The 21,330-nt window shown below is 51.0% G+C and carries 19 protein-coding genes and 3 tRNA genes; 6 read left to right on the top strand and 16 right to left on the bottom strand.

All coding sequences use genetic code 11. The features are described 5' to 3' along the window. Positions 1-12 precede the first annotated feature (12 nt). Entirely contained in the window at positions 13-2,760 is a 2,748-nt protein-coding gene (locus tag ARCH_RS03670) for a family 20 glycosylhydrolase (RefSeq protein ID WP_013169952.1), read from the bottom strand. 564 nt (positions 2,761-3,324) lie between these two features. On the opposite strand from ARCH_RS03670, the gene ARCH_RS03665 reads away from it, so the two are divergent. Next, on the top strand, positions 3,325-3,546 hold the full coding sequence (locus ARCH_RS03665) for an NAD(P)H-dependent oxidoreductase (protein WP_049765816.1): 222 nt from the start codon (positions 3,325-3,327) through the stop codon (positions 3,544-3,546). Between the two features lie 188 nt (positions 3,547-3,734). Here ARCH_RS03665 and ARCH_RS03660 read toward each other — a convergent pair. After that, positions 3,735-3,807, bottom strand: a tRNA-Val gene (locus ARCH_RS03660). Positions 3,808-3,851: 44 nt separating this feature from the next. Next, a complete protein-coding gene (locus ARCH_RS03655) occupies positions 3,852-4,265 on the bottom strand; it encodes a DUF3052 domain-containing protein (protein ID WP_013169950.1) in 414 nt (137 codons plus the stop codon). A 290-nt stretch (positions 4,266-4,555) separates the two neighbouring features. On the opposite strand from ARCH_RS03655, the gene aceE reads away from it, so the two are divergent. The 3 genes from aceE (at position 4,556) to ARCH_RS03640 (ending at position 10,994) form a co-directional block, all read left to right on the top strand. Continuing rightward, a complete protein-coding gene (aceE, locus tag ARCH_RS03650) occupies positions 4,556-7,309 on the top strand; it encodes a pyruvate dehydrogenase (acetyl-transferring), homodimeric type (RefSeq protein WP_013169949.1) in 2,754 nt (917 codons plus the stop codon). Between the two features lie 131 nt (positions 7,310-7,440). Then, positions 7,441-9,195, top strand: coding sequence for an ABC transporter ATP-binding protein (locus ARCH_RS03645; protein WP_081440753.1), 1,755 nt, complete (start codon positions 7,441-7,443; stop codon positions 9,193-9,195). Next, complete coding sequence (locus tag ARCH_RS03640; protein WP_231957956.1) at positions 9,192-10,994, top strand: ABC transporter ATP-binding protein; 1,803 nt, start codon at positions 9,192-9,194, stop codon at positions 10,992-10,994. The genes ARCH_RS03645 and ARCH_RS03640 overlap by 4 nt, the downstream gene beginning before the upstream one ends. Here ARCH_RS03640 and ARCH_RS03635 read toward each other — a convergent pair. The 3 genes from ARCH_RS03635 to ARCH_RS03625 are packed head-to-tail and all read right to left on the bottom strand — an operon-like array spanning position 10,972 to position 12,962. Then, positions 10,972-11,685, bottom strand: a complete 714-nt coding sequence (locus tag ARCH_RS03635; RefSeq protein ID WP_013169946.1) for an HAD hydrolase-like protein — start codon at positions 11,683-11,685, stop codon at positions 10,972-10,974. The genes ARCH_RS03640 and ARCH_RS03635 overlap by 23 nt on opposite strands. Positions 11,686-11,699: 14 nt before the next feature. Further along, entirely contained in the window at positions 11,700-12,326 is a 627-nt protein-coding gene (locus tag ARCH_RS03630; RefSeq protein ID WP_013169945.1) for an L-threonylcarbamoyladenylate synthase, read from the bottom strand. A 33-nt stretch (positions 12,327-12,359) separates the two neighbouring features. Beyond that, a complete protein-coding gene (locus ARCH_RS03625; RefSeq protein WP_013169944.1) occupies positions 12,360-12,962 on the bottom strand; it encodes a hypothetical protein in 603 nt (200 codons plus the stop codon). Positions 12,963-13,016: 54 nt separating this feature from the next. Between ARCH_RS03625 and ARCH_RS03620 the strand changes: the two genes are divergently transcribed. Further along, positions 13,017-13,343: a hypothetical protein gene (locus ARCH_RS03620; RefSeq protein ID WP_013169943.1), complete on the top strand. Its 327-nt coding sequence runs from the start codon at positions 13,017-13,019 to the stop codon at positions 13,341-13,343. 4 nt (positions 13,344-13,347) lie between these two features. Here the strand turns inward: ARCH_RS03620 and ARCH_RS03615 are convergent, their stop codons facing one another. Together ARCH_RS03615 and ARCH_RS03610 are read right to left on the bottom strand one after the other, a co-directional pair. After that, complete coding sequence (locus tag ARCH_RS03615; protein WP_013169942.1) at positions 13,348-13,854, bottom strand: DUF3145 domain-containing protein; 507 nt, start codon at positions 13,852-13,854, stop codon at positions 13,348-13,350. Positions 13,855-13,972: 118 nt separating this feature from the next. Then, positions 13,973-14,914 carry a TIGR01777 family oxidoreductase gene (locus tag ARCH_RS03610; RefSeq protein WP_013169941.1) on the bottom strand — a complete coding sequence of 314 codons (942 nt, stop codon included), beginning with the start codon at positions 14,912-14,914 and terminating at the stop codon, positions 13,973-13,975. Positions 14,915-15,121: 207 nt separating this feature from the next. Between ARCH_RS03610 and ARCH_RS03605 the strand changes: the two genes are divergently transcribed. After that, a complete protein-coding gene (locus ARCH_RS03605; protein ID WP_013169940.1) occupies positions 15,122-15,862 on the top strand; it encodes a CDP-alcohol phosphatidyltransferase family protein in 741 nt (246 codons plus the stop codon). A gap of 448 nt (positions 15,863-16,310) precedes the next feature. Here the strand turns inward: ARCH_RS03605 and ARCH_RS09320 are convergent, their stop codons facing one another. The 8 genes from ARCH_RS09320 to ARCH_RS03565 all read right to left on the bottom strand — a co-directional run bounded on the left by ARCH_RS09320 (position 16,311) and on the right by ARCH_RS03565 (position 21,300). Beyond that, positions 16,311-17,927: a cutinase family protein gene (locus ARCH_RS09320; protein WP_013169938.1), complete on the bottom strand. Its 1,617-nt coding sequence runs from the start codon at positions 17,925-17,927 to the stop codon at positions 16,311-16,313. A 107-nt stretch (positions 17,928-18,034) separates the two neighbouring features. Continuing rightward, complete coding sequence (locus tag ARCH_RS03595; RefSeq protein ID WP_013169937.1) at positions 18,035-18,478, bottom strand: hypothetical protein; 444 nt, start codon at positions 18,476-18,478, stop codon at positions 18,035-18,037. 82 nt (positions 18,479-18,560) lie between these two features. Next, positions 18,561-18,632: transfer RNA gene (locus tag ARCH_RS03590), tRNA-Asn, on the bottom strand. Between the two features lie 119 nt (positions 18,633-18,751). Beyond that, entirely contained in the window at positions 18,752-19,270 is a 519-nt protein-coding gene (locus ARCH_RS03585; protein WP_013169936.1) for a hypothetical protein, read from the bottom strand. Continuing rightward, the gene (locus ARCH_RS03580) at positions 19,251-19,505 is read right to left on the bottom strand and encodes a hypothetical protein (protein WP_013169935.1); all 255 of its coding nucleotides are present in this window, start codon (positions 19,503-19,505) and stop codon (positions 19,251-19,253) included. Before ARCH_RS03580 ends, ARCH_RS03585 begins: the two co-directional genes overlap by 20 nt. Before the next feature lie 9 nt (positions 19,506-19,514). Further along, positions 19,515-20,288, bottom strand: a complete 774-nt coding sequence (locus ARCH_RS03575; RefSeq protein ID WP_013169934.1) for a PKD domain-containing protein — start codon at positions 20,286-20,288, stop codon at positions 19,515-19,517. A 2-nt stretch (positions 20,289-20,290) separates the two neighbouring features. Then, a complete protein-coding gene (locus tag ARCH_RS03570; protein WP_013169933.1) occupies positions 20,291-20,866 on the bottom strand; it encodes a DUF6318 family protein in 576 nt (191 codons plus the stop codon). Between the two features lie 360 nt (positions 20,867-21,226). Then, positions 21,227-21,300 (bottom strand) — tRNA-Ile (locus ARCH_RS03565). Positions 21,301-21,330: the final 30 nt, after the last annotated feature.

The raw sequence follows: 21,330 nt of genomic DNA, 5'->3' as shown, positions 1-21,330 counted from the left end.
AAGCTGAGATGGCTATTTCTTACGGCGTGTTAGAAGAGTTCCTCCGATTCCGGCGGCTATTGCGAGGCCTACTAGGCCAAGTACACTTGCGCCGGTGTGGGCAAGTCCGCCTGTTTTCATGGCAGGATTTTTGATGACTTTCGTGTTCGTTGGATCTGGTTGCGGCACAGGCTTGGGCGCCGGTTCAGGTTTAGGTTCGGGCGCCGGTTCGTCGTTTCCTACCGTATAGGTAATATCGCTCGTGTCTTCAGCAGTGGCGATTGCACCGTAGTGGGCTTGGCCTCGAAGTTGGGCTTTCAACGGATTAGCGGAGCTAGAGTTGTGGGTTGCGATTCCGGCCCAGGTTAGTTCCAGTGAGCTTCCTGGTTCGAGGTTTTCTTGCCATACGAGGTCGCCGTCAGGGGTGAGTATTGGAGCGGAGGGCGCAGCCTGGCGTTCGGCGGTAAGTGCTTCGACTTCGAAAAGCGAAGCTCCCCATTCTGTTTTGCGTTTGTCTGCAATGATTTTAATTGCGGTGACGTCTTTTCCTTCTGTAGCGCTTAGGGTAATGTCGTCCCAGGCGGCTGTGTTTTTGCCTGCTCCTTTACCGTCGAAGTTTTGGCGTTTATACGTTGTTGTTTTCCCATTTTGATGTGAGATTTCAACTGTATAATCGGTTGCGTATGCGCCTTCCCAGCCAAGCCGCACCTTAGTAATATCGGTTGCTTTCGCTAGGGTCACGTTTAGCCACTCGCCGTCTTTATATTGGGATGCCCACCGGGACTCCGCACTAATTTTCCCGTCGATCGTTTTTTCTGGGCCGAACTGGGCTGCTTCGGTCGATGACGCCGTTGCTTTCGCTCCAGCGCTGGCAAGCGCTACGTTCTTCCCAGGAAGGACAATCGGGTGTCCGTCTTTATCGAGTATCTTCGTTGTTACGTTATCGGGGTTAATGGTTCCGAAGGATTCTTTCGCGTTGAGGGTTACGTTTACCGGGACTTTTTCCGACGACGTATTGGTTACCTTACCCGTGAATGTGACTTTATCGCCTTTCTTCACTGCTTTCTGAACGTCGGTTTGGGAAGCAAGGTGAGTTTTTACGCCTACTTTGAGGTTGGATGGGACTGCCGGAGCTGGGGCAATCTTTTGTTCAGCTGCAGCGAACTGTGCGTAGTCTCGACTATCTCCCGCATACCAGACTCGGTTAGCGAAAGCCACGTATGGCATCTTTGAGTTTTTTAGCACTTCTTCTTGTGTTTCGAGTTTCGCGTTGTCAGACCAGACGGCAAACGATGCTCCGGTAAGCCAATCCGGGTACTGTGTATTACTAGCTTTCTTTGGGGCATCCTGTGGCCAGGACGATTGCGTCTTATGGTGGTTCGTTGGGAAACGGCCCGCGTGGAATTCGTTATGGATCTTATCTGCAGGAACTCGGGTACTGTAAGCTCTTCCCGGATAATACAGCACGTAGTACATGTAGGCATCGTTGTAGTTGATTAACCGGTAGCCCTTGTCAACAAAATCTTTCACGTCGGCCATATGCCTATCCCAAGCAGTCCAGTAATCGATCGTGATGTTTTTATCCAGCTCAATGTTCTGTTTAAGATCGTTACGATAAAAGGCATCGTTCCAAACCCGAATATCGGTCTTCCCTAACGTCTTCATGTATGCAGCCATGTCGTTAATGAAATACACGAAGCCATCAGCAAAATTCTTCCCTTCACCGAGCTTCGCATTATCCTTAATACGCTTCATCATGTCTGGATAATGCATAGCCGCTTTAGGGAAATCAACAAATTCATCCGAACCTAGATGCCACTTCGTACCAGGAAAAGCCTTCGCGTAATCGGCAACAAGATCCTTCATGAAGGCAACCGCTTCAGGATTCGTGAAGTCTAAACCACGCCGCATCTCACTGTTAGGATTTTGCGCTCCAGAACCGTTCGTCGTCGGCAATCTAAACTCCGGATGCTTATCCAAAATATGCCGCAAATGCCCTGGCATATCCAACGCCGGAACAACCTCAATATGGTACTTGTGAGCCTCCGCAAGAATCTCCTTTAATTGCTCGCGCGTAATGTAGCCATCCTCAGAAAGCAGATTCTTAAACCGAGCATCCGCAGGTTCCAAGCGGAACCCCTCATTTTCCGAAAAATGATACTGCAACGTATTGAGCTTGTGATAACTCATCTCACGAATCAACTCACGGAAGAAATGGATATCGTAAAACTTACGCGCCGCATCCAGATGGAACGAACGTTCAGAAACATCAGGCCAATCCGTCACCTCACCTGCCTGCGCTCCACGTGAATTCGCAACCGATTGTACAAGCGTGCGGGTGCCCCAGAACGCCCCTTGAGCGCTCTTGCCAATAATTTTCACCTGCTTATCTGAAATCTTTAGCCGATAGCCTTCATCCTTTGGAACACCGGCCAACTGAGGATCAACCGATAAGATCACATCCCCTTCGTCAGCAAGCGATTCACTACCCACAGCTACTTCAGGGTGAATATTTCCCTTGATTGCAAGGTCTAAAGCGAGCTGGCGAGCGTCGTCTGCTAACTCTTGAGGCGCCACAATCTTTGTTTCGCTGGAAAGCATCCAGGGCTTCCCCTGACTCTCCGTAAGTTGGCGAACTGCTGGAACAACTCCAGTCAACCCACTACCATGAAGCTGATCCTGCGAGTCTTTTTCGTCAACAGCCCACGCTGGAATAGCCAATGCGGTTGCACACAGTGCAACGGTTGCGCAACTACCAATTTTTCGTAAGGGGATACGCATACGATTCTCCGTTCAACACATACGCCCAACCTTTTCTTGTAAAACTCAACATCATTGTCTTAACGCAACAAGGTCTACGGACAGCGTTGTCCAGGCAGGCATATTTTCGTTATATGTATGGTCATCTCTAGTGATGCCTGCTAAACAGTAACACCTAAAGCGATACCAAGGTATCAAGACCTTAACTCCACGTCAATGCATTTTTTCATTTTAGTAGCAACTAAAATCTAAAATCGACCATAGGGAATAAACCTAATTAAAAGGCTGCGAATCGAGGCAATGGGCAAAGTACTCCTTTACGGAAATTCAACGCTTTCTTGTTTGGTATGGGAACCCTCGATATATCAAGAAGTGGTTGAATGGAGCATGAGTTCTGCCCAGTGCCCGTCAGCCCAATTTCACTCTCCGTGTGCTTCAGATCACATCCGGTTGAGTAGCGATCGCAGTCAGAAGTAATAGGACGTTGAGCCATAGCTACTGCGGTCTCTTTAAATATTCCGCCCACACACGCGGCCAATCACTGGCCTTCCATTTATTTAGTCATCGAATTGAGGAACGTTTGCCGTGCTTACCCATGCGCTCTTGACGGGGTTTCCTTCCCCGGAACTGGAAGCTGTATTCGATCAGGTGGCGAAAGCAGACGCGATTGTGGCTGTGACGCCCGCATACAACGCCTCGTATTCAGGCTTGTTCAAGATGTTCTTCGATGTTCTTCCGAAGGCTGCGGCAGATTCTGATGGAGCAGGCGGCAGAGCCCGTACGCGAGGCTGCTCAGGACAGCGCTGATGCCACGGTATTCTTCTGTGATTTCGTTCCATTCGATCAGCTCGGATAGCCTACCGCAAACCTACGTTCCAGTAATGCTGACCATAGCCGGAATAGTGGCAATATATGCCACTATTCCGGCTATGGTCACGGTTGCAATGACGACATGAAGGGAGGCCCACCTTAACAGGTGAGCCTCCCTTTGCAAGTGGACCCTACCGGGCTCGAACCGATGACACACGCGGTGTAAACGCGTTGCTCTACCAACTGAGCTAAGAGTCCGAGAGATAGCTTAGCCCGAACTCGAAGCTATGTCAAAATCAAAATCAACGAGACCGCGAAACTGTGACGCGGTACGCAGTCCAGTGCACTCCAACGCCCATAGAACGAGTCACGGACATCCCAGCAGTTTTCGCAGCATCATTGACATCATCGGTTGGAACATGGAGCTTTTCACGCGCGGCGGGAACAACCAGCCACACAACTGCCCCATCAGAATCCAAAGAAGCCGCAACATCAACTAAATAATCAGTGAGATCATCGACGTCCCCATCATCAGAACGCCACCACGCAAGCACGCCATCGGCGGCACCGCGGTAATCTTCATCTTCAAGTTCAACACCAGTGGCAGTTTCGATGCCTTCGCGAAGTTCGAACGCAACGTCGTCGTCATAACCAAACTCTTGAACAATCGCACCCTGAGTGAAACCGTAAGCCTCGCCGGCAGTAGACCCGGACACCGGACCTTCCTTTCATTTTATGGCTAAATAGCCTGCGCAAACATACAGGTGTATGCCCGCTCACCATTCTAGGCAACGAATAAGACGTTCCGCATCTCCACACACACCAAAAATGCGAGAAAGGCAACAACGAAACATGGAATGATCTGCGGACGTGAGCGGTATCCCAACCACAATTCACCCGTACACCTAGGACTGAATGCCTATTTCCGGTAGATTAGTAACCAGCGCATCGAAGCACGATCAATCCACCGCGACGATGCAGGATAACAACTACCGAGGGAGATGACGTGAGCTCACAGCCCACTCGGCCACTACTTAACGGCCTCTATAACCACGTTCCAGATATCGATCCCGAAGAAACTCGGGAATGGATCGATTCTCTTGATGGCTTGATCGATGAAAAGGGTGGCCCACGTACGCGCTACCTGCTCATGGAAATGAAGCGCCACGCCCACGAACGTGGTATTCAGGTTCCACACAACATCGTCACCCCATATATCAACACGATCGCAGCGGAAGATGAGCCTTACTACCCAGGCGATGAAAAGCTCGAACGTGAATTCCGCCGGTGGACCCGCTGGAACGCAGCCGTTCAGGTCACACGCCAGCAGCGTGCAGGTATCGGCGTTGGCGGCCACATCTCCTCCTACGCAGCGCAAGCAACCCTCTACGAAGTGGGCCACAACTGGTTCTTCCGCGGCAAGAATGCTGAAGGCGGCGGCGATCATATCTTCTTCCAGGGCCATTCCTCACCAGGCAACTACTCTCGTGCTTATCTCGAAGGCCGCCTTACCGAAGCCGATTTGGATTCGTTCCGTCAGCAGGCATCCCGCCGCTCCGGTGGCCGCGGTATTCCGTCTTACCCACACCCGCGGCAGATGGACGATTTCTGGGAGTTCCCAACCGTTTCCCTCGGCCTTGGCCCAATTTCTGCTATCTACCAGGCATGGTACAACCGTTACCTCGAAGGCCGCGGCCTCAAGGATACGTCCAAGCAGCACGTCTGGGCGTTCATGGGCGATGGCGAAATGGACGAAGTCGAATCGCGCGGCGTGCTCCACTTGGCAGCATCCCAGCAGCTCGATAACCTCACGTTCGTTGTGAACTGTAACTTGCAGCGTCTGGATGGCCCAGTGCGTGGTAACGGCAAGATCATCCAGGAGCTTGAAGCTTCCTTCAAGGGCGCTGGCTGGAACGTTATCAAGGTCATTTGGGGCCGTGAGTGGGACGAACTGCTTGCAGCTGACAAGGATAACGCCCTTGTTAACATCATGAACGATACTCTTGACGGCGATTACCAGACTTTCAAAGCTAACGATGGTTCCTACATTCGTGAACACTTCTTCGGCCGTGACCCACGCACCAAGGCTATGGTTGCAGACTGGTCCGATGAAAAGATCTGGAAGCTCAAGCGCGGTGGCCACGATTACCACAAGGTTTACGCTGCCTACAAGGCCGCTACCGAACACAAGGGTGCACCAACTGTTATTCTTGCGCACACTGTTAAGGGCTACGTGCTCGGTTCGAACTTCGCTGGCCGTAACTCTACGCACCAGATGAAGAAGCTGAACTCTGACGATCTGAAGCTCCTGCGCGATACCCTCCAGTTGGATATTCCAGATGCTCAGCTCGACGATCCATACAACGCACCGTATTTCAAGCCAGATGCAAACCACCCGGCTATGCAGTACATGCAGGAACGCCGCCGCCAGCTTGGTGGCTATGTTCCAGAACGCCGCGTCATGGAACAGGGCATCGCTACCCCACCAGAGAAGCCATTCAACGGCATCCGCTCCGGTTCTGGCAAGCAGAAGGTTGCCACCACCATGGCATTCGTTCGTATGCTCAAGGATCTGTTGCGTGATAAGGAATTCGGCAAGCACATTGTTCCGATCATTCCTGATGAAGCCCGTACGTTCGGCCTGGATGCTATCTTCCCATCTGCGAAGATCTTTAACGTCCAAGGCCAGAACTACACCGCGGTTGATTCGGAAATGCTCCTTTCTTACAAGGAATCAGATGCCGGCCAGATTCTGCACACAGGTATTACCGAAGCGGGCTCTGCCGCTGCGTTCACCGCAGTAGGTACCTCCTACGCCACCCACGGCGTGCCAATGATCCCGGTGTACATCTTCTATTCGATGTTCGGCTTCCAGCGCACTGGCGATCAGTTCTGGGCAGCAGCAGATCAGTTGGCTCGTGGCTTCATCATGGGTGCAACCGCTGGCCGTACCACCTTGACTGGTGAAGGCCTGCAGCACTTGGATGGTCACTCGCATGTTCTCGCATCCACCAACCCAGCAATCGTCCAGTACGATCCTGCATACGCATACGAAGTCAGCCACATTGTGAAGGATGGCATCAAGCGCATGTACGGCGATGGTTCGGATGGCCGCGATCAGAACGTCATGTACTACCTGACCGTCTACAACGAACCAATCCACCAGCCAGCAGAACCAGAAGGCTTGGACGTTGATGGCCTGCTCAAGGGCCTCTACAAGCTGGATGAAGCTGAAGGCGAAGGCCCAGAAGTTCAACTCTTCGCTTCCGGTGTTGCTGTTCCATGGATCCGCGAAGCTCGTGAGATGCTCCGCAACGATTGGGGAGTTAAGGCAGCTACCTGGTCCGTCACCTCGTTCTACGAACTGCGCCGTGATGGCCTTGCTGCTGATGAACACAACTTCCTCCACCCAGAAGAAGCGCCACGCGAAGCCTACCTCACCTCGGTTCTCAAGAACACCAACGGCCCAATCGTGGCTACCTCGGACTTTGAAAAGCAGGTCCAGGATGCGATTCGCCCATGGGTTCCAAACGATTACTACGTTTTGGGCGCCAATGGCTTCGGCTTCTCGGATATGCGTGCAGCAGCCCGCCGCGAATTCAAGATCGATTCGGCATCCGTTGTTGTCCGCGCACTCCAGGCGCTGGCAGACCGCGGCGAAATCGATCGTTCCGTGGTGAAGCAGGCAATTGACAAGTACGATTTGTTCAATGCCAACGCTGGCACATCCGGAATCTCTGATCCGAATGAAGTTGCCTAACATTACATGATCCCAGTGTGGGGCTAGGAACGATATTCTCGTTCCTAGCCCCACACACACATGTACACTCCTCCAGATTCATTTTTAATCACACACCCACGCACGCGGAGGCAGGCTTGATTCTCATATCTATGGCCAAGAATTTTTTGGCAGATAAGAAAATGATCATCGGAACGATTATCGTGTTGCAGCTTTCACAGGTGCTATTTAACTTGTGGTTGCCAAACCTCAATGCTCACATTATCGATAACGGGATTGTTGCCGGCAACCAGCCGTATATCTGGCGCACTGGCCTGTTGATGATCGGCGTCTCTTGCCTGCAGATTATTTCTTTAGTGACCGCGATGTATTTGAGTTCGCGCCTGGCAATGGCAATGGGCCGTGATCTCCGCCTGGCCGTGTTCCGCCACGTCCAACGTTTCTCTTTAACGGATCAGCAACGTTTTGGTGCCTCTACATTGATCACTCGGGCCACAAATGACGTCACCCAGATCCAAAGGATCGTCATGGGCGCCCTGTCCTTTTTCGTCATCGCACCGCTCCTTGGGGTCGGTGGCATCATCATGTCGGTAATTGAAGATCCTCAGCTCTCTTTGCTTCTCCTTGTGGTTGTCCCTTTGCTTGCTGTGCTGATTTTGGGAACGATGCGCGCACTAGTTCCGCGTTCTATTCTGCAACAGGAACGAATCGATCGAATTAATACGTTGTTACGCGAACAGCTTGCTGGCGTCCGCGTGATTCGTGCATTCATACGCGAACGTACGGTGGCAGATAAGTTTACTGATACGAACCAGCAGCTTCGTGACGTCTGGTTGAGTATTGGGTTGCTGTGGGCGTTCATGTTTCCTACGGCTCAGTTGATTGTGGGTTTTTCTTCCGCGGCTGTGGTGTGGTTTGGAGGGATTCGCATCGCTGCAGGAACGATGAACATTGGCGCGATTACGGCGTACATTTCTTATTTGACGATGATTTTGGGTGCAGTGATGCTCTCTGGTTTCATGGTGATGCTTTTTCCACGAGCTCAGGTGGCTGCGAATCGTATTCAAGAAATTCTCGACACGGTTCCGGCGATATCCTCTCCTGTCTCTCCACACGTGTTTCCACAGCGGCCGCTCCGTTTCGTGGCTCACGATGTGAGTTTACAATTCCCTGGGGCTCAAGAGCCCGTGGTGGATCACGTTTCGTTGGAGCTCTCCCCCGGTTCTACAGTGGCGTTGATTGGTGCTACAGGTTCCGGAAAATCAACAATTTTAAGGCTTTTTCCACGTTTACTTGATCCTACGAGTGGAACGGTTACGATCAATGGTGTAGATATTCGTTCGCTTTCTCTCGCTGAGGTGCGTTCTTGCATTGCCTACGTTCCGCAAAAGACGTTTTTGTTTTCTGGCACAATTGCTAGCAACGTTGCCGGTTTGGTACAGGTTAATGAACAAGGTATCGACGACGAACGCGTGCGTCACGCTTTACAGATCGCGCAAGCATGGGACTTCGTTGAAAAATTAGAGAACGGGATCGATGCGGTTGTGGAATCCGGTGGTATGAACTTTTCGGGTGGCCAACGGCAGCGTTTAACGATTGCACGCGCAGTTTATCGTTGTTTGCCTGACGTATCAGGAAACCGGCAAGCTGATCTGATTATGTTTGATGATTCTTTTTCAGCTCTTGATTACGCTACTGATGCTCGTTTACGCCGTGCTCTCCAGTCAGAGTTGGACGTGGCGGTTTTGATTGTTACTCAACGTGTTTCAACGGTTCGTGATGCTGATGTGATCCATGTGCTCGATTCGGGCCGTATCGTTGGCTCTGGTACTCATGATGAACTTCAGGATTCGAATCAGACCTACCAGGAAATTATCGCCTCACAATTGAAGCTTAAGGAGGCATGATGCGCCACGGTTTGTCATCTCATGATAACGATTCTGCTCAAGATATGAAGGGTGCGTTACTTCGGCTTGTTCGTATGTTACGGCCCGAATCTGTACGAATTGCAGGCACCGTCATTTTCACGTTGTTTGGCACTGTAGCAATGGTTGCGGCGCCGAAGCTCCTGGGCGACGCCACGAATGTGATTGTTGACGGCGCAGGGGCTGGCCGGATCGATTCGCAACTTTTGGCTTCGTTATTGCTGATCGTGTGCGGATTGTATGTTCTTCACGCGGTGACGAACATTATCGGCGGAGCCTTGTCCCGCATTGCGGTACAAAATCTTGGGTATCGGTTACGTATGGAGGCTCAAGCTAAGATCGATCGGCTTCCGTTGAGCTATCTGGATCAGCACAAGCGTGGTGATCTTTTATCGCGCGTCACGAATGACATTGACAATATCGTTCAGACTCTCATGCAAGCGTTGAGCCAGTCTATCGTTGCTGTCTATACTGTGATCGGCATTCTTGCATTCATGTTTTATCTCTCATGGTCGCTCGCTCTTTGGTCGCTTCTTGTATTGCCTTTTGGGATGCTTGCAATAGTGAAGATTTTGCATGTAGCTGCACCTGCGTTCCGTGAGCAGTCAAAAAAGACTGGTGAAGTATCGTCAGTTATCGACGAATCTTTCAGCGGCCACGACGTCGTGAGTGCCTTTGGCATGGAGAACGACGTCAACGACGTTTTCGACAATGCCAATAACTCCCTCTTCTCCGCCGGTTTCCGCGGCTATTTTTTATCGATGTTGGCGCAGCCGCTTACGGGGTTCATAACAAATCTTTCGTTCGTGATCGTGGCGGTAATTGGCGGTATCCAGGTTCTTAACGGCACGCTGACTATCGGCGGGATTCAGGCGTTTCTTCAATACTCACGCCAGCTGAATAACCCGGTGGGCACGATCGCTTCGATGTCTAGTATGCTTCAGTCATCCGCAGCGTCTGGTGAACGTATTTTTGATTTCTTGGATACTCCAGAGATGGAGCCAGAGACTGGGGATACAGTTGCGTTGCCCAGCACGATTTCTGGTGCTGTCACGTTTGATCGCCTCACTTACGGTTATACACCGAATAAACCAGTGATTCAGAATCTTTCGCTTCACGTCCAGGGTGGCCAGCAGGTTGCGATCGTGGGGCCAACGGGCGCCGGGAAAACCACGTTGGTGAACCTTGTGATGCGTTTCTACGATCCTGATTCGGGCACGATTTCGCTTGACGGACGCGATATTCGTACAATCCCAAAGGCAACGTTGCGTTCGCGCACCGGCATGGTTTTGCAAGATACGTGGCTTTTTGACGGCACGATTGAAGAAAATATTGCTTTTGGGAGGGAGGGTTCTTCTTACGACGACGTGGCGGCGGCCGCACGCGCTGTTGGTATCGATCGGATGATTCGCCAGTTGCCCGATGGATACGATACTCGGATTGATGATGAAAGTGGAGAGCTCTCACGTGGCAAAAAGCAGCTGGTCACTATCGCGCGTGCTTACATCTCGCAGCCGGATATCCTCATTTTGGATGAGGCAACCTCTTCTGTTGATACCCGTACCGAAATGTTGGTTGCGCATGCAATGGGTGAATTGCGGCACGGGCGAACGTCGTTCATCATTGCTCACCGGCTCTCCACCATCAAGGATGCTGACGTGATTCTGGTGATGGTCGATGGCAACGTCGTCGAACAAGGAACCCACGAAGCGTTGCTAGCGCAACGCGGCCACTACTATTCTCTTTACCAATCCCAGTTCAGTACGAACGAAGAAGAGTAACCAGTTCGTCCATCGTGTGAACGTGACGCCACGCCTGAGCCTTCTCCGTGGCGTCACCTTCGCCCCAATCCACAAGGATCGTGGCAATACCGTGAACTGCGGCTCCAAACGTATCGAAATTACGATCCCCCACCATCACAACGTCACTGCGCACAGGGTAATCTTGCCAATTCGTTCCAAGCGGCTGAACTGGACGCCGGTCACACGGATCAAGAACGCCACGTTCTTCAAGCTGAGTGAGCGCATGATCGATAACGTGATGTTTGTGTGAACGGCCAAGGGCCGCATCTGCACCACAAATCACGTCAATATATGGAGTCAAGCCCGTAACATCACACACTGCTTTCGCAACTATTTCAGACTTGGACGTGGCTGTAGCAATGGTGAACCCGGCTTCACGAACACTCGCAAGCATCTCACGAACCCCAGGAAACAATGGAGTCTGATCTAGGAACTGATCGTAGAATGCGCGGTATTCGCCGATATACTGTGCAATTTCTTCTTCTGGCACGCCCAACTCAGCAAACGTATCTTCCAACGGAGGCCCCACGTACTTTGTGTACGCAACTTCAGGCTGATCGAGGCCAAGCTTCGTTTTCATCAGCGTTGCCATTGTGCGGCGAATCAGCGGGCCGGAATCGGTCAGGGTGCCATCAACGTCAAAAAGGACAGCACGGAGCGATGAAACCATAAAATAAAACTCTCTTATCTAACGTCAAACATGGAGGTATCGCCGGCGCCAACGCGCGCGATCGTGACGTTGCCGTCACTCATATCCAGAACGGTTGTTGGGCCGTCCACGCCCACTGGGCCTTCAACTACTACGTCCACCGCATTCGTGAGCAGATCTGCGATTTCCCACCCTTGGCTCATCGGTTCGCTTTCACCCGGCATAATCAGGGTGGAAGACAACAGCGGTTCGCCCAACGTATTCACGATCGCCTGGGTGATCTTGTGGTCAGGGATTCGTACGCCAACCGTGGCCTTCTTAGGATTCAAGGTCATCCGTGGGACTTCTTTTGTGCCCTTCAAAATGAACGTGTATGGGCCAGGCGTTAACGATTTCACTAGGCGGAACACCGCGTTATCAACGATCACCAACTGGCCAAGCTGAGCAAAATCATGGCAGAGCAACGTGAAGTGGTGCTTATCCCCCACTTGGCGAATGCGGCGAATCCGTTCCAGACCATCCTTGTTCGCCATCATGCAACAAATGGCGTAACCCGAATCGGTTGGCATCGCGATCACTTCGCCACGCCGCAACCGATCCACCACCTTATCCACCAGCCGTTGCTGAGGATCTTCAGGATGAATGTCCACATACCATGCCATCAGAATTCGCCTTCTTTCACCGTAAAGGTTGTGTTATAAGTCTGCTACCGCATCACGAAGATCGAGCACATCGTGATTGCCTGGATAACGCTTCACCAAAATCTCAACACATCGTTTAGCATCTGCTATTTTTCCTGCAGCAAGAGCAGCCTTTGAGAGTTCGATTCCTACGCCAACACTATGTTTATCTGGATTCCATCGGCCAATCCCGACTTGAAGAGCAGTATCGATGTGCCCAGCATCTACCAAAATCTGGATACCTGTTTCTAGCGCGAGCCCGCTTTCTTCGCGCCCTGTTGCCACATCGATGTGATGGACAGCCCCGGCGGGATCATTTTCAACAGCTAACTTGGCAAGTTCTAGCAACGGGTACCACGCGCGTGAATCGGACGCCAAATCCTCTGCTAGCGCCCACAACACCAAGTGGGCTGGAGTTTTGCGAGGCTGATCATCATCTGCTGTAAGAGGATCTACAGTTGGCTGTGATTGCCCTAGCTTTCTAATGATCGATGCGAGTTCCTCAAACGATTCGGCATCGTTCGGATCGGCTGCAAGGGCAACGCGAAGTTCCCCTGCTCGATCAATGAGCGGCGAGGATTCATCGGCCAGTTGCTGAATAAGATCTATAAAAGCCATACATACAGCCTATAGTATTTAGAGCGGTGAGTAGTTGATATACGAGGAGGAACAATGGACAATACAGACCCGCGCGATCTTGCGCTGGCTCAGATTCGAGTAGCACTGGACGATATTGCGCCAGAAATTAACGACGACGAGATCGTGCCAGATGCTCGGCTTGTCGATGATCTTGGGCTCGATGAGGTGAGCGTATGGGCGCTGGTAACAAACGTTGAGATGATAAGCAAAAAACACGTTGCCGATAGTGCTATACACGCGCTCTCGAGTGTCGAAGATCTGATGGTTCTGATCATGGATGAACCAGCCACATCGCAGGAGGACGATGCTCAGGATCTCGCATCAGCAGCAGCCGATCTGGCGTCACTTTTTAATCGTTAAAAGCTTAGCCAACCCGGTGTAGCCATCGCACAGGAGCACCGGCACCCGCGTAACGGAACACTTCAAGTTCTTCATCCCACGCTGTTCCCAACGCGATATCGAGCATGCGGCGAATTTCGCGCGGATCATCGCCAGCTTGTTCCAGTGCAGCACGCACCCGATTTTCAGGAACAACCACGTTACCTAGAAGATCCGTTTGCGCGTAAAAAATACCGAGGCCCGGTGTGCATGACCATCTGCCACCATCAGAAATTGGAGATGGTTCTTCAGTCACTTCGAAGCGCAAATGTTCCCACCCGCCAAGGGCTGATGTGATAGCTGCGCCGGTTCCGACGTCACCAGTCCATGACACTTCGCCCCTGTTCATTGACGGAACAGCAGGCTGGGCAGTCCACTCAAATTTAACCGGATATCCGAGTATGGAAGTAACCGCCCATTCAACATGAGGTTGAACGGCCGGTATTACCGAGTGGATGAATATGACACCACGCGTCGTGTATTTATTTTTCACCGTGACCTCCTGAATCTAGGTGAGATTCCCCGTAACACCTAAAAATGAGGCCACTTGATACATCAACTATGCCACACAAACCTTGTATTTTCTAGTGAAATATCGAGTGAAATCTAGATCATCCACGCTTCTGCGGAAGGATAGAATTGAAAATATCTGCCACGTGAGGAGCCGTGAAGATAAAACCGGCATCGAGTAACCTAATAGGTAATGCACGTTGAGAGGCGAGCACCGTTTCTCCAACCGCATAAGGGAACAACGTAGCGAGCGGACCACACGGAACACGAAGCACAGCAGGACGTTGTAGATGACGCCCAAGCAAACGGTTCCACACCTTATTTTCACATGGCTCAGGGCAGGTCAGATTCACAGGACCTTCAATATCGTCACGCGCCACAAGGAACAAAATCGCACGAACATGATCGATAACAGAGATTGTGGACATCCAGGCCTTGCCATCAGACAATTGCCCGCCCAGCCCCGCACGATACAGATGTTGCAGGATACCCAGCAGACCGCCGTCGGCCCCCATAACAAGCCCCGTACGCACAGAAACGGTACGCACGCCAGCTTCTTCAGCGCAACGCTGTGCACAACTCTCCCACGCGCCACACAACTCTGCTAAGAATCCTGCGCCCTGGCTGGAACCCTCATGCAACACGGCGTCCCCACAATCGGGACCGTAAAAACCAATCGCGCTACCCGAGATGAAACATGCTGGGCGATCATCGGCTGGCAAGCGAACAATCGCATCCACAATCGTATCCACCGAATCGATCCGTGACTTCCACAAGGTCTGTTTATACGATCGTGTCCAGACTTTCCCAACAAGCGGCGCCCCGTTCAAACACACAACGCCGGCGGCGCCCGCAAGCACGCGTTCGTCAAGATCGTGTGCGGAAGGATTCCACACAACGTCCGTGCAGTGTTCCGGAACCTCACGAGGCAACGACCGTACCAAACGCGTGACCTGATACCCAGCGGCGATTGCAGCCTCTACCAACCGAGTCCCAATAAAACCGGTGGCACCTGCGATAACTAAAGATGGCCTTGTGGACATGAGAGCTCCCCTTCCTCCAAGTTGTCTCATCTCATATTCTTCCACACACCCACCCCACTTGCCCTTAGAAATCGAACTATTCCTCTGTAATGACAGGACAATTAACTGTTTTGTTCTAAGCATATTACGCCACGAAAACACCCACTGTCTTCCCTTCCTCCGGTAGAATTAGCCCGTAAAACGTAGACAATCCATAACGGAGCAATCATGACCAACACCAATGGCCCATTCCCGCTCACGCGATACGTTCAAGCATGGGCAGTCCATGCGTTCACAATGACTGGCGTTATCTGGGTTATCCTCGCTACTCGATCCCTCATTCTTGGCGACTACAAAATGATGTGGCTGTGGCTCGGAATTTCCTTGGTGGTCGATGCAGCCGATGGCCCGCTTGCACGCAAAGTTAAAGTCACTGAGGTGATTCCCTGGTTCTCCGGGACGATGATGGACAACATTGTGGACTACATGACCTGGACCATGGTTCCGGCAATCTTCATGGCTCAAGTCCTCCCGTTCGGCGGCGAATATGCGGCGATCGTAGCGGCAGGTCTTGCCACCATGTCCTCCATGTTCTGTTACGCAAACACGCTGATGAAATCGTCTGATTGGTACTTCGTTGGGTTCCCTGCCGCGTGGAACGTGGTGATCGTGATTATGTGGCTGTTTGGCACGAATGCGTACATAAACTGGATCGTTGTTCTCACATTCTCGATCTTGGCACTCATCCCATGGAAGTGGGTGCATCCATTCCGCGTGAAGCACCTGCGCACATACAACGCCATCGCCGCGATCGTGTGGGTTGTAGCCACCGCCGTATGGGTTGCCGTTTTCCCAGCCGCTCCACTGTGGATCACGATTCCTTGGTGGGTTTCTGGTTTGTGGCTGATAGTTGTGGGTGCCGTTCGCACGTGGCGCGATAAGCCAGACGTAGAGGTACTGAACGCATGAGCATATGAAAAAGAAGTGGCGCCCGTGTGTGCAAGCGCCCTGTGGCAACTGCTCACCGGCGTCCGTAGCCACATGGACAGGAACAACTCGGGTTGTAGTGCGATCCTTATTCTGTGACTTGGATACGCACGTGATAATCGCCGGCTCGAGGGTATAAAAAATGCGCACCCCATTGTGCGCCTTCTTATGGGAGACTTTCTCACCATGCACGAGTATCGAATGCGAAATCGATATCCTTTGCGCGAGCTTCAACGATCAATGCGTTGGATGCTTCACGGGTGCGGAACAAATTCTTAAGCTTCTTCATTTTTCACCTCCTGGTGCGTTTCCTTCTATATCTTTGGTACATGCATAATTTTACGCCCGTTAGGCCTTAGTTCCTAGTTTTTGGAAGTGATTGTGAGGTACAGATCCATCCTTACATGAGATGGATCTGTACCTCTATTTTTCACGGGTTACGATTCGCGAGGAGCGCTCCTTTTTCCTGAAGATACGCGGTTTTATCACCTAAGTAAGCAACTTGCGTTGTGCCTGTAATACTTTCATTTGTTACAGGTTGGATCCCAACTTCCAGTTCAGACGTGTGCGGCAGATCCGAGATCATAATGTTTCGTGCGTCAGGTAACGTTTTCCCGAGCGCCACTCCATTGACGGCGACGATCCAGCCACCTGTTGGTGATTCTGACGCTTCCCACTGCACCTGCACAGCATCCCCCTTCTTGGTGAGAGTGACGTGAGTTGCAGGACGCGGAGCGCCTTCTGTGCCCGTTATAGTGCCAACGTGAACCTGAACCTCACGCTCCACCACTCGCCTACGAGCATCCGTCACCTTAATCTTCGCAGTGTAATCACCTACAGTCTCATAAACATGCTCCACGATGTTCTTATCCGTCGTGAGATCCCAGGTGCCATCGGCGTCGAAATCCCATGCCCATTCAACAAGGTGAGAATCTGGCGAAATGGAAGCAGACGCGTCGAACCGAACTGGTTCTCCAACCGGAACAAAATATTCACTAATCGACAACACGATCATCGGCTGCGACGCACGCTCCAACAACGCATCCTGCTGGGCTTTCTGGGCACGCTTCACAAGATCGTCAATGTCGTCTGAAGAAATCGTGCGCGTGGCACGGGACTCAAACGCAACCGGACGAATGTAGGCACCAGACTTAGGCGAAGAAGTCAACGCTGACGGCGCTCGAGTATTCCCCAGCTTCTCGCCCAAACGCGTCACAGATTCGTTCACGGCCGCAGGAACCGCAGTTTCTCCATACGTCATGTGGCCGTCCGTTTCCCACAAACCAACCGCGGAACCACACACATAATCGCGATCGTTACACCACAAGCCTGTAGTCTTCTCCCAGCTTGGAGGAAGATACGGCTTGCGAGCCCCTAGCGAACCCGTATCCGTATTACAATCAGGAACACTGCGGCGATACACAGAAAGTTCCTTACCAGAACATGCAGGCGCCCAACTCGTCTTGCCAATGAAGAACCCTTCCCCTTCAGGAAGATAAAGCTTCGGATCACCAAACAGGGCGTTGAAGACGACGTGACGGCGAACGTCGTCAGAAAACTTTTCCGTAAACGCCTGGCCAACAAGCTGCGCCCCTTGCGAATAACCAGCCAAAATAAAATTCGGCTTAGTTGCGCTGTTTCGGCACTGAGACAAACGCTTCTCAAGATACGTATTTAGCGAATCGATACCACGATCAACGCTCGCGCCGTAATTCCCCGATTTACCTGCTGATACCCAAGCACCCAGCGTATTTTTCAACGCCGAAGCCCCCACAGCCACCGCAGGATATTCGGACTTATCAAGTTCATGAAAAATAATATCGTCGGACGAAAGTTTGAGTTCTTGCTGTGCTCGTTGCAGGAACAAAGTTTTGAACGCAGACGATTCACGCGCGCCCAATTCTTGGCCTGAACCGCGAGCAAAAACAACATCTACCTTCCCACAATGATCTGATGTTCGTGAAGCGTGCGCCGGACTATCCGGAGCATTCAGCGCGAGCGATCCAACCGCAAGTATTGCGCTGAAAAATCCAACGAACCGTTTCATTCGAGCCTCCCAATCTGTGCATTACCGCAACTCTCACACGTGAGTTACAGACATCAAACTCTACGTAACCGTAGGTTGTCAATCACGAGGGAGAAACTTGCAAAATTTCAGCAACACGCCGCGTCAGCAGGATACATAAAAAGCCGAATAGAACCCCGTGCAGAAGTAAGAGGTTCAAAGTGCAGGTCAGCTGAGAAAACCTGGCCAGACAACCGGATTTTCCCACGCACAGAACAGGCCTGCGAAGCTTGTTCACACGATAGCTGCACATCCCCCAGGTCAAGCACCTTAGAAGCCTCTTGAAGCACCTCCTGCGAAGTATCGAAATCCAGGCGCCACTCTTGATGCAAATATGGGTTAGGCGTTGTAAATGAACCATTAATCCAGGTATAGGGAACGAAGGTTTCTTCAACACGCTCCCAGCCAAGATTTTCAAGCCGTTGTGCTAACGGGCGCATTCCCGGATCAGTTCCAGGAAACCTCAGGGCAATGAAGAAAATAGCACCAGAAATCAGGAACAACACTCCAAGCATCTGAAGAATTTTAGGCATGATCACTCCCCCGCTTCCTTGCGTAAACACTGTTTATATAAACAAAAATCCCGGTTGTTTACACAACCGGGATTTCGTTCTGCTCCCGCAGCTGGACTCGAACCAGCAACCCTTCGATTAACAGTCGAATGCTCTGCCATTGAGCTATGCGGGAAGGCGACTCCTAAAACTATAGAGACTTCATCCCTCAGATGCAAACTCGATTCAAAAATTTGGCACTTTTGTAGCTGGCGTCACTTTTCGAAGGGAGCATTTTACGCATTTGCATACAATTCAGATGCTCATTCCAGCCATATCTCGAAGCTCTGACTCCATTTTTCGCAGAGCAACGGCATCTGATTGGAGCGGTTGAGAATCTACAATGAGTTGAACAAAGAGGGTTTCGTCTGATTTGCGGCGAATTTGCCCGCGGGCATGTGCTCCCGATGGGAGAACGGCGGAACTTCGGCATACGATTGAGCGTTCAATCCGCTCATGAATCATTGTGAGAAGAACCTCATCAGCCCTTTCTGGCAGATGTAGCTCTCGGTTTTGTTGGGAAGAGTCAACAAATGTGAGGCTAAGAAGGCGTGATTCTTGGTCCCATGCTGCCGATTCAAATTCGAACCATTCATAGTCTTGACGGTCACCGGTTGCCGTGACGATGGAAAGGAACGTTGGCCATGCCGCGATCCAGGTTTCTTCAGCAGTGCTGCCCTCTGCTTCTAGCCCGAATACTTGTTGAGCGGCTGTTGGCATACCCGCGCTGGGGTGGTGCAAAAATCGCGGGTAGTTATTGCGCTTCCAGAACATGTTCCTTCACTTCCCAGACGATTGCTGGATCGCCTACCGATGTACTGAAAGATTTCTCTGACTTTTCTTGGGCAAGGTTTTGTCCTGCGAAGAAACCGAAAATAGCCAAGACGATCCCAAAGAGGGCCGCAAAGATCATGTTTCGCTTCTGCGCAGCCTTGAGTTTCGTTAGTTCTTCAGGGGTAAGGCCTGAAGGTGTGGACTGTTCGTTTGTATTGTTTTCTGGTGTGTTCACACGTGTAGTCTACTGTAAACCGTTGGTAAGGACTGCGCGTGCTTCTGATACGCGTATTGGCGAGGCTTGGGCCGAGGTGTTGCCTTCTCCTGGAACTGGAATCCACATACCTTGTGGAAGTTTCATCGAGATACTCCATGTGGTTAAGACAGATGGCTGGAAAGTTCCAGACCGTCTATATTCGTGTGTCACGTCTCCATTTGGCCATTGGCCTCCAGCAGTTTGTGTTGTGAGTTTTGTTCCATCACCAAAATCCCAATGGTAATACTGAGGTAATAGTTTCAGCTTCACAGGTATTTGACCCACTATGACTTCCACCTGATGCGCTTCTGCCGTGCTAAAGAAATATGTTGGTTTGTTGACCAGGACATCCGAGGCTGGCTGTACGTGAACCACTCCAGCTTGAATGATCCGCGATGCATGTTCTCGAATAGCCGCCATAATATCTTCGGTAGACGGGCCAACTGGCTTTCCTTCTTTACAAAGCTCCTCACGATGGCGTTCTAGTTGCGCCACATCTCCCAATCCCCACCCTGTTTTAATCGTGGAGGGAAACTTCTTACCCGCACAAAAATCTGCCATGGTATAGGTCGGTTTGGGGGTGATGATAGCAACTCTGCCGTCTACAGAATTTCCAGATAGAGATGGCGGTGTCTGTGCTTCTATATTCCCTATTCTTATCACGGTGATTTTGTTTTTTACGACATCACTTCGCCATTGGTCCTCTTGTGCTGGAGTTATCATAGTAAAGATCGATAGTATGGAAAATGCTAGTATTCTCATGGCTACTCCTTAGAAAAACTTTCTGGTTTAGCTAACTGAAAATTTGTTATTTTCCAAGAAGATGCGTTTTCGAGAGCAACCACTACCCGGTATTCTTTATCATCAATCCGTTCTTCTCTCGAATCCTTGTGGTTGACCACGCCACTGCGCTTTACCAAGAAATCTATTTCATACTTCTGAGTATTCTCATCCACGATTCCATTAATTTGATCTAGAATCTTTATTTCCCCATCAATCCAGTTCTTATCCAGGCGAGATTTTTCTGTGGAAATCACTTTCTGGCAAAATTCACATTCCGGTGATGAATGCTCCTCCCAATAAGATGTATCTCCAGTTTTGAGCATATAAGGGTAGTAAAGAACAAAATGTTCAGCAACAGAAATTGCATCAGCACGAGGGTCTCCTGTGAGAACTGGTTCAAGAGGTCGATCGAGTTTCGGACGTGGCGGGACCTTGTGTTCCTCGTTTTCTTTCACAGCCTTGTCTGCAGTAGTCTGAGTTTCCTTTTGTTCCGTTGCAGGAGTACACGCAGTCAAACAACATAAGCTTGCAAGCAAAATTCCAATCACACGCTTCATTTCTATCCAAACTCCTTAGTGCTGTTAAGATTTTGCAAAAAATCATCATTGATGTGCACTACAAATCTAACAATTATGGAAGATTTCGCGCGAAAGTTATCCACAACCATTATTTTGCTTGAAATGACTACCTTCCAACCAGATAATTCACAGTACCCGTTCCTTAAAAAGCGGCATAGAAAGCAGCAGTGCCGTATATGAGACTGCTGTTCTCCTGGGCGCCGATCGAACGCCAATCACATCGATACAAGCCAGGTTCACCCGCCCTTTGGGCCTTGTATCATCTAGCTTCCCCTGCCACACAAGAAAAGTCCCTCGGATCTCAACATTTCAGTTGAAAATCCGAGGGACTTCACAACGTGCCCCCGGCAGGACTTGAACCCGCGACCAAAGAATTATGAGTTCCCTGCTCTAACCATCTGAGCTACAGGGGCAACGGAAACTATCGTACCGAAAAGTTACGG

Origin of the sequence: Arcanobacterium haemolyticum DSM 20595 (assembly GCF_000092365.1) — a bacterium.
Classification (GTDB): Bacteria; Actinomycetota; Actinomycetes; order Actinomycetales; family Actinomycetaceae; genus Arcanobacterium; species Arcanobacterium haemolyticum.
The sequence above is the reverse complement of the archived record's forward strand: the minus strand, read 5'-3'. Positions and strand labels throughout refer to the sequence as shown.

Bases quoted from the DNA above. Each gene is read 5' to 3' on its own strand.
- ARCH_RS03670 (WP_013169952.1), bottom strand. From the start codon at position 2,760: ATGCGTATCCCCTTACGAAAAATTGGTAGTTGCGCAACCGTTGCACTG.
- ARCH_RS03645 (WP_081440753.1), top strand. From the start codon at position 7,441: ATGGCCAAGAATTTTTTGGCAGATAAGAAAATGATCATCGGAACGATT.
- ARCH_RS03640 (WP_231957956.1), top strand. From the start codon at position 9,192: ATGATGCGCCACGGTTTGTCATCTCATGATAACGATTCTGCTCAAGAT.
- ARCH_RS03635 (WP_013169946.1), bottom strand. From the start codon at position 11,685: ATGGTTTCATCGCTCCGTGCTGTCCTTTTTGACGTTGATGGCACCCTG.
- ARCH_RS03630 (WP_013169945.1), bottom strand. From the start codon at position 12,326: ATGGCATGGTATGTGGACATTCATCCTGAAGATCCTCAGCAACGGCTG.
- ARCH_RS03625 (WP_013169944.1), bottom strand. From the start codon at position 12,962: ATGGCTTTTATAGATCTTATTCAGCAACTGGCCGATGAATCCTCGCCG.
- ARCH_RS03620 (WP_013169943.1), top strand. From the start codon at position 13,017: ATGGACAATACAGACCCGCGCGATCTTGCGCTGGCTCAGATTCGAGTA.
- ARCH_RS03610 (WP_013169941.1), bottom strand. From the start codon at position 14,914: ATGTCCACAAGGCCATCTTTAGTTATCGCAGGTGCCACCGGTTTTATT.
- ARCH_RS03605 (WP_013169940.1), top strand. From the start codon at position 15,122: ATGACCAACACCAATGGCCCATTCCCGCTCACGCGATACGTTCAAGCA.
- ARCH_RS09320 (WP_013169938.1), bottom strand. From the start codon at position 17,927: ATGAAACGGTTCGTTGGATTTTTCAGCGCAATACTTGCGGTTGGATCG.
- ARCH_RS03595 (WP_013169937.1), bottom strand. From the start codon at position 18,478: ATGCCTAAAATTCTTCAGATGCTTGGAGTGTTGTTCCTGATTTCTGGT.
- ARCH_RS03585 (WP_013169936.1), bottom strand. From the start codon at position 19,270: ATGTTCTGGAAGCGCAATAACTACCCGCGATTTTTGCACCACCCCAGC.
- ARCH_RS03575 (WP_013169934.1), bottom strand. From the start codon at position 20,288: ATGAGAATACTAGCATTTTCCATACTATCGATCTTTACTATGATAACT.
- ARCH_RS03570 (WP_013169933.1), bottom strand. From the start codon at position 20,866: ATGAAGCGTGTGATTGGAATTTTGCTTGCAAGCTTATGTTGTTTGACT.